The following is a 12,569-nucleotide window of genomic DNA, read 5'->3' on the forward strand; positions in this document are numbered from 1 at the left end:
CGGCGCCCCCTTCTTGTACTTTTCCGGTCAGGGCGAACTCAAGACACGATGCCCCGACGACGACCCAGACAGTATCGGCCTACGCCGCCCCCAGCGCCTGGCGCTCGAGTTCCTGCCTCATGCCGTCGTCGAGCCCCAGCGCGCCACCCAGCTGGTCGAGCCAGGCCCGCTCCATGGGGTTCTGGGCGTCGGCCACCGCCACGCTGACCAGGTAGATCTCGCGGGCGGCCTGGGGCGAGTCCGCCTGCCGGGCCAGCGCCACGGCATCCAGTGGCGCCTCGAGCTGACGCTGTACCCAGTCGTGCAGCTCGGCATCCGCGCCCAGGCCGTCGATCTGCTCGGTGATCAGGGCGCGCTCGCGGTCATCGATGTGGCCATCGGCCCGCGCCGCCATGATCACTGCCTGCAGCAGCTCCAGGCTGCGCTGCTCCCGCGCATCGCCCTCCAGTTGCTCCATGGCATGGCCTTCCCGGGCGGTGTCGGCCTGCGCATCGCCCCGGGAGTTCTGCCAGGCCTTCCAGGCCAGCATGCCGACGCCGGCAATGGCGCCGTACTTGATGGCCTTGCCGCCCAGCTTGCGGCCACGCTTCGAGCCGACCAGCAGGCCCAGGGCACCGCCGCCGAGCAGGCTCTTCACGTCGACCCCGCTGCCCTGCCCCGACTTCCGGCCGCCACTACCGCCGAGCTGCGAGGAGAGGCTATCGATCATCCCCTGGACATCCAGGCCGCCGCCCGACTGGCCGCTGCCCTGCCGGCTACCGCCGGCCTGTTTCATGATCTGGTCGAGAATACGGCTCGCGTTCATGGTGGTTCACTCCCGGTGACAGGCAGGATAAGACCCAGAGGGCGGCTCTATGCTCTCGGGGACACGAGATTAGCACCCCGCGTCGCGAGGCAGGAAGCAGGTCGCGTCACGGTGGGCAGCGCGATGAGCAAGGCACCTCATTACTGACACCGCTGGGAACGAATCGGTCGACACGTCGTGACCCCCGGCTGACAGGAGGGGCTGATGATACCGAAATGGAATAGGCGCTGACGGGTGCGAATGATGCAGGGAGGGAGTCTGGCAGGCGTCAAGTGTCTGCGGATTGTCTTCTTGACGAAGCCGGTGGCGAAAAAAGCCTTTGAATCAATTGGATGCCTAGAAATGGAGGCGGCCCCGACAGCCACATCCCGGCACACGCGTCCACCACTACCGTTGCTCCCTTCCGGGCCTGGCGGGGTTTGCGGTCTAGCGTTGCGGGAGGACCGACGGGGCCACCACAGCAGGATGCCGATGGCATCGCTCGTTCGAGGTCGGTTCGAGCCGGCATCGAGCGGTGCGCACTATATCAACGCCCGGCCCCGGCCACAAGGGCCGAGGGCATTCAGCCTGGCTGGCCGGCGCCGCAAGGATGAGGAAATCGCTTTGCTCGTGTATGGTGAATGAACAATTTACGCCAATGCTTATCACGGAGGCGCACCATGAAGAAGGATCCGAACAAGGGCTATATTGCCCTGCTGGGCTGGAGCCTGAATGCCATCGAGGCCGCCGAGAACTTCGATCGACGCTATGTCGTGGTCGCCCCTGACTGGGCAGAGGAGTACTGTCAGAAACACGATATTCCCTATGTGCCCTGGAACTTCGAGCGCCTCAATGATCGCTCGATGGAGATCGCCGAGACCCTCAACGAGATGGGCGTCGACGTGGCCATCCCGATGTTCGAGGAGACCGTGGAGTGGGCCGGTGCCATCAACTCGGTGCTGCTCGACAACCCGCGCCTCTATGGCCAGTCACTGCTGCTGCGCGACAAGGCGCTGATGAAGCGTCGTGCCCAGCTCGGGGGCATCCGCGTGGGCATCTTCGAGGAAGCCCACGACAAGGAGGATGTCGTGCGTTTCCTCAAGCGGGTCAACCAGACCCTGCTCAAGCTCGACGGCGATCCCAACGACCCCATCCACCTCAAGGCGTTCGACAAGGCCGGCTGCCTGGGGCACCGGGTAATCCGCACCCCGGACGAGGTCGATACCATCCCCGACGAGGAATTCCCGGTGCTGATGGAATCGCACCTCGATGGCTGGGAATTCGCCGTGGAGGCCTGGATCCACGACGGCAAGATCGTCTTCCTCAACATCTCCGAATACGTGACGCTGGGCTACTCGGTATTCGTGCCGGCCTCGCCGGAACTCGAGAAGTACCGCCCCCAGATCACCGCCCAGATCGAGAAGCTGATCAAGACCTTCGACATCGAGTTCGGCCTGATCCACCCCGAGTACTTCGTCACCAATGACGGCGAGATGTACTTCGGCGAAGTGGCCTACCGTCCGCCGGGCTTCAAGGTCTTCGAACTGCTTGAGCGGGTCTATGGCTTCAATGCCTATCAGGCCTCTATGCTGGTGTTCGACCCCAAGTCCACCGACGAGGAGGTAAAGGCCTTCTTCCCGAAGGAGGTGGTAGATGCCGACGGCTACGCCGGCTGCTTCGGGGTCTATCCGCGTCGCCGCGTGGTCAGCAAGCTGGAGATTCCCGAGGAGGTCGAGGACGACCCCTACTTCGAGTCCCACGAGCTGACGCCGCCCATGGAGGAAACCGTCACCAAGCGGACCGCCTTCGGTACCCACTGGGGCCTGGTCTACTTCAAGGGCGACGAGGCAGCGCGCATGAAGGAACTGCTCAAGCACATGGAAGAGCTTGATTTCTATGTCTGACACAGGCGTCATGGAAAGTGTGACAGCCTGACGACAAGGAGTCGGCGTGACTACGCCTCGAGATATGCAAGACGCCAGTACGCCGCAACCGGCCAGCGACAAGCTCGCTGGCCTGCTCAAGAAACTCGATGAAGCCATCACCCTGCTGGCCGAGTCACGCGAGTTCGCCAAGCCGGGCAAGCTGCCCAGGGTCCTGGATACGGCTCGACGGGTCATGCTGCAGGAGGGCGGCTGCGAAGCCATCGAGCAGCGGGCGCGGATTCTCGAGGAGGCGGGGGTCTTTCTCGGCTCCGACTGGGAGACCCCTCAATACCTGGTACCGTCACTCACCACCCATGCGCTGAAGAGTCCCGACGCCAATGTCGTGGTGATCGAGGCGATCAGCGAGCTACGCATCCTCGCCGTGGCCAAGGGTGACTACCTTCACCCTCTGCTCTCCGAGGAGCAGGCCCACCATTACCTTACCCAGGTGATGGCGCTCAATCTCTGGCTGCTGTTCGGCGCGCCCACCGAGGCCGAGCGGGAGACCCAGGGGCGTCTGGCACAGATTCCCCGCCACCTGTTCCACCACCTGGCCGAGCGCATCGGCTATGAACACGTGATCGACCGGCTGATCGCCGAGATCTGGCGGATCCTGCAACAGCGGCCGATCCAGGTGGACACGATCAAGCAGATGATTACCCAGATCGCCATCTGCCAGGCCAATCCCGAGATCGACCTGGGGTCCAGCGGCCAGGGGGCCGACCGCCTGGTCAGCTCCCTGTACGGCCCTACGCTCGCGTGCCGCGAGGATCCCGGCATCGAGACCTACCGCGAGCGCCTGTCGAGCATGGACTGCGGCGCCCTGCAGTACGAGGCCACCGGGTTTGCCCGGGCCATGCACGATACCAGCCTGGTCTCGCCCTACCACGCCGTGTTGCTGCGCTACCTGCTCGACCACAGCGACCACCTGCTCGCCGAGGCCCTGGGGCTCTCGTCCACCGGGCGTGACTGCCTGCTCTGCTATCGCGAACTGGTCCATGCGTTGATCCGCGGGGCGGTGTATCCAACCACGCCCCAGGCAGTCTACGGGCTGGCCCTGATGCTCGAGCGCGGCATCCTCTACCAGCCACCGGTGGCTCCGGCCATGTGGCGCCAGCTGGGGCTGAGGCTGTCGGACTGGTCCGAGGCGAGGCTCAACCTGGCCTTCGGCGACAGCGCCTCGCCGCGTGCCCGCCTGCTGGAAGGTGTGCTGTGCATGCTCGGCCTGCCACTGGGCGTGGGACAGGGTAACAACCCGACCTGCCAGTCCGCCCGTGCCCTCTCCATGTGGGCCTACAATGACCCGGACTACCTGCTGCAGATGGTCACCTGGGCGGCGCGTGACGACGAGATCATCATGCACTTCGAGGGCATGCCCCTCTCCTCCATGGCCAGCCTCTCCGGGGTGGCCAAGGAGCTGCCGATGGACCTGGACCCGGTCTCGCTGCTGGTCGTGCCGCATCTGGATCGCATCTATGCCGAGATGGGCCGGCGCTGCAGCGACCGCGAGGGCGACCCCCACCGCTGGGTCAATCCGGAGTTCCACGGCTGGTGGTCGGGACGCGGCTTTCGCATCAACGTCGACGTGGCCACCGGCCAGTTGCACGACCTGGACGACTTTCTGCGCCACTTCTATGCCAGCTATCACCCCTACTACAACGGCAACCAGCCGCTGATACATCCCCAGCCGGCCGGCATTGCCGTGACCGACAGCGCGGCCCGCTTCATCGGCTGGCATGCCATCACGCTGCTGCGCGTCACGCTCGACCCCAGCGATACCATGCGCGTCTACTTCTACAACCCCAACAACGACAGCGGCCAGGACTGGGGCGATGGCATCAAGGTCAGTACCGCCGGCAGCGGCGAACGCTTCGGCGAGTCCTCGCTGCCCTTCGAGCAGTTCGCCTCGCGCCTCTACATCTTCCACTACGACCCGCTGGAGCGGGGCGAGCTGGCCAGGATCACCCAGGAGGAACTCGACCGGGTAACCGGTTACATCCACCGCAGCTGGGGTGCCGACCGGATTTCCCCGACCGAGCTGCAGGCCGACGAGGGGCCGTAAGGCCCCCTGACCCGGCCATGCAACGCCGCCTCGACCAGTTGCTCGTCACCCAGGGCCTGGCACGTTCCCGTACCCGCGCCCAGCGCTTGATCCGCCATGGTCGGGTGCGCCTGGCCGACTCCGGCAAGGTGCTCACCAAGCCGGGGGAGAAGCTTGCCGACGAGACTCGACTTGACGTAGACGGAGACCCCGAGGAGCGCTATGTCTCCCGGGCGGGCCTCAAGCTGGAGGCGCTGATCGAGGCGCTCGAGCTGACGCTCGATGACCGCCTGGTGCTCGACGTCGGCCAGTCCACCGGCGGCTTCACCGACTGCGCCCTGCGCTTTGGTGCCTGCCACGTGATCGGGGTGGAGGTCGGCCATGACCAGCTCGACCCGTCACTGCGTGACGATCCCCGCGTGACCTGCCTGGAAGGGCTCAATGCGCGCGCCATGGCCGGCGAGCCCCGACTTAAGGCGGCCTTCGATGGCCTGGCCGCCGCGGGCCCTGACCTCGCCGTGATGGATGTCTCCTTCATCTCACAGACGCTGATCCTGCCCGATCTCGCCGCCCTGCTGCCGCCAGGCGGCGAGCTGCTGAGCCTGGTCAAGCCACAGTTCGAGCTGGGGCCAGGCGGCGTCAACCCACGCGGCCTGGTAATAGACTCCGGCCGTTATGCCGAGGTGGAGGCGCGTTTGCGCGACTGCTGCGCCGGGCTCGGCTTCGAGGTCCTGCACTGGCAACCGAGCCCCCTGCTCGGCGGGGACGGCAACCGGGAGTTCCTCCTCCACGCCGTAAGGCGCTGACAGCGGCGCTCTCCTTCATACAACCCCTTGGTACCAGGGCCTGCCGCTTAACGTCCGGCGTCGCTCCCACCGCCATCACCGCCATCGAAATTCCCCGGATCACCACCGGCCCCGGGCGGAGGATGCTCGGGGGGAATCACCGGACCGGCAGAGACGCTCTGGACCCGGTTCGTCTCGCCGCCGGCACGGTGCAGCCAGACATCGAGCTGGTTGAAGGCGATGTCGAGGCCGTGCTCGGCGAACAGCTCGCCTACCCGGCAGTTGATCTCGTCGGTGGCAAAGAGCCGGTCGCCGAGGCTGTTGACGAAGATGCGCAGTTCGAAATCCAGGGTGCTATCGCCGTAGCTCATGAAGAACACCTGAGGCTCGGGGTCGATCAGCACCCTCGGATTCTCGTCGGCGGCCTGCCTCAGCAGGCGATGCACCAGGCGATGATCCGAACCGTAGGCGACCCCGTAGCTGAGCACGACCCGGGTGACCGTGTCGGAGAGCGACCAGTTGATCAACTGGTCGGTGATGAAGGTCTTGTTGGGGATGATGATCTCCTTGCGGTCGAAATCGGTCACCGTGGTGGCACGGATGCGGATCTTGCTCACCGTGCCGGTGAGGTTGCCCAGGGTGATGGTGTCGCCGATGCGCACCGGCCGCTCGAAGAGGATGATCAGCCCCGAGACGAAATTGGCGAAGATCTCCTGCAGGCCGAAGCCCAGGCCCACACCCAGCGCCGCCACCAGCCACTGCAGCTTGCTCCAGGAGACGCCCAGGGTCCCCAGGGCAGTCACCACCCCCCCGCCGACGATGGTGTAGGCGAGCAGCGAGCTGATGGCATAGGCGCTGCCCTGCTTGAGCTCCAGGCGGGAGAGTACACTCACCTCGAGCAGCCCAGGAAGGTTGCGCGCCATCATCAGCGTCAGCACCACTACCAGCAGTGCGGTGATGATGTCGGCCACCGAGACCATGCCCGCCACCGTCTCGCCCTCTCCTGGCTCGATGAGGGTGACCTGTTCCAGGTAACTGAAGACGGAGAGCAGGTCGGACCACACCAGGTAGAGCACCAGGATGAAGCCGATCAGCAGGATCAGCTTGGAGAGGCGCAGCGACTGCTGGTTGACCTGCTCCATGTCCAGGGGAGGCTCCTCGACCACCTCCAGGCCACCCTCTGCGCTCTCCTGGGCCTGGGCCCGCCGCCGCGCCAGGGCCCGGCGATAGGCCAGACGGCGGGCCGCCACGGCCAGGCCACGGATCACCGTGGCTTCAACCAGGATCCAGAGTCCCAGCAGGTAGAGAGTGATCACGAAGCGCCCCAGCAGGCTGAGCGCCGTGTATTCGAAGCCATAGACGATCAGCCCGGCCAGCACCAGCGGGACCAGCGCGATGGCCAGGCCGAGGACCAGCCGGAACAGCTTGACCCCGAAGAAGGGCACGTGGGCCAGGATCAGCTTGGTCAGCACCAGGCTCATGGCCAGCAGACCGCTCAGCAGCAGACCCAGGGCCAGCGGCCGCTGGTTCAGGTCGACCCCGGCATCCCGGGCCAGGGGACCGATCAGCAACACCGGCACGAGGGCCACCCCCAGCCACCGAAGCCAGCGGCGCAGGGCCGCGGCATAGCCGGGAGGCCAGAAGAAGTGGCGGGTGGCCACCCCGCCCTGGAACAGCAAGTTACGCGCCCAGGCAATCACGGCCCAGGCCAGTGCCAGGTGGAGCAACGCGTGCCCTGTGCCTTGAGCCACCCCCTCGGTGCCCACCAGCAGGGCCAGGCCTACGGCCAGCACACACAACGGCCCGAACAGGGCCAGCAGGGCATTGAGGGCCACCGCCTGGGGGGTATGCGCCTGGGAGTCACTCTTGAGATGGCCGACCTCCTGATGCAGGCGTGTCAGGCGGGCGCGGATCCGCCGTCGACCGGCGACCAGCCCCAGCGCCGCCAGCAGCACCGGCAGGCCGAGCAGAGCCTGGGCATCCGGTAGCCGCCAGTTCACCGGCAGTGCCGCGCGCCACTCTCCCTCGCGCCACTCCATGGCGAGGTTCTCCGGCAGGTTGCCCAGCCAGGCAAGGCCCAGGGGCCGGCTGTTGGCGATCCAGAAAAGCTGCTCGTTGATAGTGGCACGCAACTCCTGGCTGGTGGCCAGCAGCTGCTGCTGGTTGAGCTGCAGGTCGATAGCCGCGCTGAGCATCTCGCCATAGGCCTGTTCCAGCTGGTCGACCAGCTCGCGACGGGCCTGGTAGAGCTCGAGCAGCGAATCGACCAGGGCCGGCGAGGCTTCGGCGTCGCCCTCCTCGATCCGCTGGCGCGCCAGCTTCTCGCCCTCGCGCAGCTGTTCACGCTGTCGGCCTAGCTCGAACTGCTTGAGTCGAAGATCGGCGATCTCGTCCTGCAGGCCGCGCCGTTCCTCCACCCGGGGCAGCGTCTGGCGTTGCTCGCGCAGGATCCGCGACAGCAGCATGCTGCCGCGGATGGCGTCGATCTGTTCGTTGAGGCTGCGCTGCAGTTGGCGTACCCGGTCGAACTGGCGACGCACCTCCAGGCCCTCCCGGACCAGGCGATTGGCACGGTCGGTGGCGCGCAGCAGCTCCAGACTCATGGTACGGTTGATCTCCCGGGCCTGGCGTACCACGGGATGGCCGATGACGCCCTCCCCCTCGTCGTCGCTGACCGCCTCGGCGATGGCCTGTTCGGACTCCTCGCGACGGCGTCGATCGATGATGCCCTGCAGCATGGCCAGCCGGGCCTCCTGGCTGGCGACCTGGCGCTCGAGAAGGTCGCGATGCTCCTGGTCCAGCTCCCGCAGGCGAGTGTTGGTGGCCAGTTCACGCTGATGAAGCTGCAGGGTCTGCTCGGCCAGTTCGCGTTGGATGCGCAGCTGCCAGCGACTCGGATCATCCTCGGCGACCTGGCTGTCGTCCAACTCCTCCAGCCGTCGCCGACTCTCGTCGGCCTGCTGCATCGCCTCGCCGATGGCCTGCTGGGCCCGATCCGGCAGGGTCTGGGCACTCAGCAGCCTCGTGGAGACCTCGGCTAGACGATCCCGGAAGCCCGACAGGGCCTCCTCGGCCTCCTTGCGGCGCTCCTCCAGCGCCTCGAGGGAGAGGGCTTCCAGCTCATCGAAGGTCTCTTCCTGGTCCGCCCGCTCCATCTCGCGCAGCTCGCGCTGCAGGCGCTCGAGTTCCTGGGGCGCCTCCTGGACGCGCGTCTCGAGGCGGGACAGCTCCTCCCTCACCGCCTCGAGCCGCTGCAGGGCCTCGAGGGCGGCATTCAATGCCTCGATCTCCTGCTGCGCGCCCTCTCCGGCGGTCTCGCCCTCTGCCGGCTGGCGCTCCTCCAGGCGCGACTCGATCTCCTCACGCGAGGGCAGTTCCGGAGGGGGCTCCTCCAGCGGGGCGACGTCCTGGGCCAACGTGGGGGAGGAGGTGGCAATCCCCAGCCACCCCAGCCCGCTCAGGAGCACGAGCATCAGGACGCGCCGGAAGGCAACGCTCAAGCGGCAGTGATGTTCAAAGGCATTCAATGGGCGGCCTCGGTTATGATGGACCCGTGCACGATTCTCGGCCCGCGGGGCCTGCATGGCAATGCTGCCCTGTCGCCATGGCGGTACAGTTGACTTGCCACACTGGCGTGATAGAAACGGCCTTTTGACCCTTACCAGGTGCCTGACCATGATGTCTGCCCGATTTCCGCTCCTCGCCGCTGCCCTGACGCTGGCAGGCCTGAACGCGACCGCCATGGCCGCCGAGCCGTTGAGCGAGGCCGAGCGCGAGGCCATCGAGGCCCGCATCGCCGCCCTGCAGGAGGAGATGGGGGAACTGCGTCGACAGCTGACCGCCGCCGATGGCCAGGGCACCCAGGCCGCCGCCCTCGTCGAAGAGGCCGCCGACCAGGAACTCGAGGAGGCGGTGGACGAGCGACGCCAGCTCGAACGCGAGTCCGCGCAGAACCCCTTCGCCATCACCACCCACCGGCGCAACTACTGGTTCCCGCTGAGCTACAACGCCAGTACCAACGACGAGATCTTCCGCACTATCAGCGACCGCAGCTCGCCTGACCGGGCGGAGATGAAGTTCCAGTTCAGTGCCAAGTTCAACCTGGTGGATGACCTGTTCGGCGACTACGGCGGCGACCTGCACTTCGCCTATACCCAGCGCAGCTGGTGGCAGGCCTTCAATGCGGATGCCTCCTCGCCCTTTCGCGAGACCAACTACGAGCCGGAAGTCTTCATCGATTTCGAGAACCGCTGGTCACTGCTGGGCTGGACCAACATCAACAACCGTCTGGCGTTCAACCACCAGTCCAACGGACGCTCCGACCCGCTGTCACGCAGCTGGAACCGGCTGATCCTCGAGTCCACCATTGTCAACGACGACTGGGCCCTGACCCTGGCGCCTCACTGGCGCATCCCGGAGTCCGAGGACGAGGACGACAATCCCGATATCCACAAATACCTCGGCTATGGTGACATCACCCTGGCGCATCGGCTCAACGGCGACAACGAGCTGAGCCTGATGCTGCGCGGCAACCCCAGCGACAGTCGCATGGGCACCCAGGTGGACTACTCCTGGCCCCTGTTCGGCAGCATCCGCGGCCATGTGCAGTATTATTACGGCTATGGGGAGAGCCTGATCGACTACGACCGGCGCAATCACCGCCTGAGCCTGGGGTTCAGCCTCAATCCGCTGTTCTCCGCCGGCAGCCTGGAACCCCAACGCTGACCCGGGCCAAGGTCGGATGCATTGAAGTCGCCCCGCCGACTGCTATGCTGAGCCTGTCATTCACCGTCAGAGGAAGACCCCGATGGCCAATAAAGCGCCCCGTGCCAGCGAATCCACCCAGCAGCTCAAGGAAGACCTGCACCACCTCACCCAGACCATCGAGGAGCTGGTCAACGCCACCGCCGATGACTCCCGCAGCAACATCAAGGAACTGCGCGACCGCGCCGAGAAGCGCCTTAAAGAGACCCGCGAACGTCTCGAGAGCCGCGGAGAGCGCCTCTACGGCGAGGCCCGGGATAATGTCACCCAGCAGGCCGAGGCCTGTGACCGCTACGTCCACGAAAACCCCTGGACCAGCATCGGCATCGGCGCTGGCGTGGGGGTTGTCGTCGGCATGCTCATCGGGCGGCGCTGATGTCGGCGAGCCAGGGACCGGCTCAACGCCTGTTCGCTGCCGGTAAGCGGCTGCTCGGCAGCCTGCTCGACATCGGCGAGACGCGCCTGCGCCTCGCCGTGCTCGAGCTCGAGGAGGAACGCGCCCGGCTGATGGGCCTGATGATGCTGGCCGGGCTGAGCCTGATCCTGCTGCTGCTGGGCATCGGCGTCCTCACCACCCTGGTGATTGTTGCCTTCTGGGAGACCCATCGGCTGGCCGCCATCGGGGTGAGCGCCCTGGTGCTGCTGGGCAGCGGGAGTCTGCTCGCCCTGAGGGTGATGCAGCTGGCACGGCGCCGTACCCTGCTGGCCGGCACCCTGCGCCATCTGGCCAGCGACCGCGAGCTGGTGGAGACGTCGCGTGAATCGCGCTGAACGCCGGGCCCGCAAGGCCGAACTCGAACACGCCATCGAGCAGCAGCGCGTGGACCTGCTGGTGGCTGCCAGCCGCTGGCAGTCGGCGAGCCGGTCCATTGACCGGGGATGGCACACCCTGATGCGCTTCAGGACCCCGCTGCTGGCGGTGGGGGGGCTGCTGCTCTACCGCGGCGTGCGACGCCCCGGCGGTGTCGTGCGCCTGGTCGGCCGCCTGACCACCGGGGCACTGCTCGTCAAGAAGGCGCGCCGGCTGCTGCGCTGACCCTTTGTAGGCTGACCGGCGGCACGGCCCCGCCGCATCCCCTGCCACGCCCTAACCGCCCGAAGGAACCCAGCCATGTCCCTTGCCATCACCCTGCATCTCCTGGCCGCCACGATCTGGGTCGGCGGCATGTTCTTCGCCTGGATGATCCTGCGGCCAGTGGCCGTGGAACTGCTGGAGCCTCCCCAGCGCCTGACCCTCTGGTACCGCGCCTTCCAGCGCTTCTTCCCTTGGGTCTGGGCCGCCGTGGTGGTGCTGCTGGCGACGGGGCTGTGGATGCTGTTCGGGGTGTTCGGCGGCATGGGCAGCGCCGGTGTCCATGTCCACCTGATGCTGGTGTCGGGGCTGGCGATGATGGCGATCTTCCTGCACATCTGGTTCGCCCCCTACCCTCGCCTGGGCCGGGCCGTGGCCGGCGAGGACTGGCCCGCGGGCGGTCAGCAGTTGGGGCAGATCCGCCGGCTGATCGGCATCAACCTGATCCTGGGCCTTGCCACCGTGGCCATCGCCTCCGGTGGGCGCTTCCTCTGATCGCGGCAGGCCCTAGAACATCGCCTCGACCGGCGCCTTGACGTGACCACCCGGCACCCACTTCATCCAGCCCTCGCCCCGGCTCAGCTGCTTCGCCAGGAAGCGTCGGGTACGGGCCTGGTTGTCGCTGTCGTCGCGAGCCCAGACCGCCAGGGTGGCCACGAACAGGGCCGTCAGGGCCACTTCCTCGACCTGGGCGCGGCGACTGCCGTAGCGGGCCTCCAGTCTGGCCGCCTCGCGCACCCACTGGATGGTCCGTGACAGATCGAAGACCATCGGCACCCAGGTATGCAGGTGCGGCGGGTGTGCCTTGTGGCACAGCATCTCGACGGTGACTCGGCGATGGGCCGCAAAGGCCTCGAACCAGGCCCGCAGGCAGTGTTCGAGGCGCGAGCGCTCGGGCCACGCGGCGAACCCCTCGGGGGGCTCGTCCAGCATCGCCAGCCAGCCCCGGCGAAACCAGGCATTGGCCACCGCATCGAGATCCCGGTACTCGGCCAACAGCCGACTCGTGGACAGCTCGAGGCGGGCGGCCACCTCGGTCAGGCGCACGGCCCCCCAGCCATCGACCTCGCCCTGGCGAATCGCCTCCATCATGATGCGCTCGCCAAGGGGTGTCTCGTCGCCCTGCGCGTCGCGGTGAACAGACGTCATGCTCATGTCGGCCCTCCCCACTCTCTCCTGCCTGAGAGCAGCATAGTCT

General features: G+C 66.7%; 11 protein-coding genes and 1 other RNA gene. 8 read left to right on the forward strand and 4 right to left on the reverse strand.

Going from position 1 to position 12,569, the window contains the following annotated elements; translation table 11 throughout:
* Positions 1–79: 79 nt before the first annotated feature.
* A complete protein-coding gene (locus QLQ86_RS09985; RefSeq protein WP_282737070.1) occupies positions 80–805 on the reverse strand; it encodes a tellurite resistance TerB family protein in 726 nt (241 codons plus the stop codon).
* Positions 806–1,157: 352 nt separating this feature from the next.
* Positions 1,158–1,254, reverse strand: an RNA gene (gene ffs / locus QLQ86_RS09990) — signal recognition particle sRNA small type.
* Positions 1,255–1,464: 210 nt separating this feature from the next.
* Between ffs and QLQ86_RS09995 the strand changes: the two genes are divergently transcribed.
* The 3 genes from QLQ86_RS09995 to QLQ86_RS10005 all read left to right on the forward strand — a co-directional run bounded on the left by QLQ86_RS09995 (position 1,465) and on the right by QLQ86_RS10005 (position 5,556).
* On the forward strand, positions 1,465–2,688 hold the full coding sequence (locus QLQ86_RS09995; protein WP_282737069.1) for an ATP-grasp domain-containing protein: 1,224 nt from the start codon (positions 1,465–1,467) through the stop codon (positions 2,686–2,688).
* A 64-nt stretch (positions 2,689–2,752) separates the two neighbouring features.
* A complete protein-coding gene (locus QLQ86_RS10000; protein ID WP_282816859.1) occupies positions 2,753–4,771 on the forward strand; it encodes a hypothetical protein in 2,019 nt (672 codons plus the stop codon).
* A 17-nt stretch (positions 4,772–4,788) separates the two neighbouring features.
* Positions 4,789–5,556: a TlyA family RNA methyltransferase gene (locus QLQ86_RS10005; protein WP_282816799.1), complete on the forward strand. Its 768-nt coding sequence runs from the start codon at positions 4,789–4,791 to the stop codon at positions 5,554–5,556.
* Between the two features lie 47 nt (positions 5,557–5,603).
* Here the strand turns inward: QLQ86_RS10005 and mscK are convergent, their stop codons facing one another.
* A complete protein-coding gene (gene mscK, locus QLQ86_RS10010) occupies positions 5,604–9,008 on the reverse strand; it encodes a mechanosensitive channel MscK (protein ID WP_282816800.1) in 3,405 nt (1,134 codons plus the stop codon).
* A 205-nt stretch (positions 9,009–9,213) separates the two neighbouring features.
* On the opposite strand from mscK, the gene QLQ86_RS10015 reads away from it, so the two are divergent.
* From QLQ86_RS10015 to QLQ86_RS10035, 5 genes are all read left to right on the forward strand, one after another.
* Positions 9,214–10,260, forward strand: coding sequence for a phospholipase A (locus tag QLQ86_RS10015; RefSeq protein ID WP_282816860.1), 1,047 nt, complete (start codon positions 9,214–9,216; stop codon positions 10,258–10,260).
* A gap of 82 nt (positions 10,261–10,342) precedes the next feature.
* Positions 10,343–10,675 (forward strand): DUF883 family protein, encoded by a 333-nt coding sequence (locus QLQ86_RS10020; protein ID WP_282737066.1) that lies wholly within the window; start codon positions 10,343–10,345, stop codon positions 10,673–10,675.
* Positions 10,675–11,070, forward strand: coding sequence for a phage holin family protein (locus QLQ86_RS10025; protein ID WP_282737065.1), 396 nt, complete (start codon positions 10,675–10,677; stop codon positions 11,068–11,070). The genes QLQ86_RS10020 and QLQ86_RS10025 overlap by 1 nt, the downstream gene beginning before the upstream one ends.
* Positions 11,057–11,335, forward strand: coding sequence for a YqjK-like family protein (locus tag QLQ86_RS10030; RefSeq protein ID WP_282737064.1), 279 nt, complete (start codon positions 11,057–11,059; stop codon positions 11,333–11,335). The genes QLQ86_RS10025 and QLQ86_RS10030 overlap by 14 nt, the downstream gene beginning before the upstream one ends.
* 75 nt (positions 11,336–11,410) lie before the next feature.
* The gene (locus QLQ86_RS10035; RefSeq protein ID WP_282816801.1) at positions 11,411–11,866 is read left to right on the forward strand and encodes a CopD family protein; all 456 of its coding nucleotides are present in this window, start codon (positions 11,411–11,413) and stop codon (positions 11,864–11,866) included.
* 12 nt (positions 11,867–11,878) lie between these two features.
* Here the strand turns inward: QLQ86_RS10035 and QLQ86_RS10040 are convergent, their stop codons facing one another.
* A complete protein-coding gene (locus QLQ86_RS10040) occupies positions 11,879–12,526 on the reverse strand; it encodes a TetR/AcrR family transcriptional regulator (RefSeq protein WP_282816802.1) in 648 nt (215 codons plus the stop codon).
* Between the last annotated feature and the right edge of the window lie 43 nt (positions 12,527–12,569).

This window comes from Halomonas rhizosphaerae (genome assembly GCF_030012485.1).
GTDB lineage: Bacteria > Pseudomonadota > Gammaproteobacteria > Pseudomonadales > Halomonadaceae > Halomonas > Halomonas rhizosphaerae.

Coding starts and splice junctions, on each gene's coding strand:
- QLQ86_RS09985 (WP_282737070.1), bottom strand. CDS start 805: ATGAACGCGAGCCGTATTCTCGACCAGATCATGAAACAGGCCGGCGGT.
- QLQ86_RS09995 (WP_282737069.1), top strand. CDS start 1,465: ATGAAGAAGGATCCGAACAAGGGCTATATTGCCCTGCTGGGCTGGAGC.
- QLQ86_RS10000 (WP_282816859.1), top strand. CDS start 2,753: ATGCAAGACGCCAGTACGCCGCAACCGGCCAGCGACAAGCTCGCTGGC.
- QLQ86_RS10005 (WP_282816799.1), top strand. CDS start 4,789: ATGCAACGCCGCCTCGACCAGTTGCTCGTCACCCAGGGCCTGGCACGT.
- mscK (WP_282816800.1), bottom strand. CDS start 9,008: ATGCTCGTGCTCCTGAGCGGGCTGGGGTGGCTGGGGATTGCCACCTCC.
- QLQ86_RS10015 (WP_282816860.1), top strand. CDS start 9,214: ATGTCTGCCCGATTTCCGCTCCTCGCCGCTGCCCTGACGCTGGCAGGC.
- QLQ86_RS10020 (WP_282737066.1), top strand. CDS start 10,343: ATGGCCAATAAAGCGCCCCGTGCCAGCGAATCCACCCAGCAGCTCAAG.
- QLQ86_RS10025 (WP_282737065.1), top strand. CDS start 10,675: ATGTCGGCGAGCCAGGGACCGGCTCAACGCCTGTTCGCTGCCGGTAAG.
- QLQ86_RS10035 (WP_282816801.1), top strand. CDS start 11,411: ATGTCCCTTGCCATCACCCTGCATCTCCTGGCCGCCACGATCTGGGTC.
- QLQ86_RS10040 (WP_282816802.1), bottom strand. CDS start 12,526: ATGAGCATGACGTCTGTTCACCGCGACGCGCAGGGCGACGAGACACCC.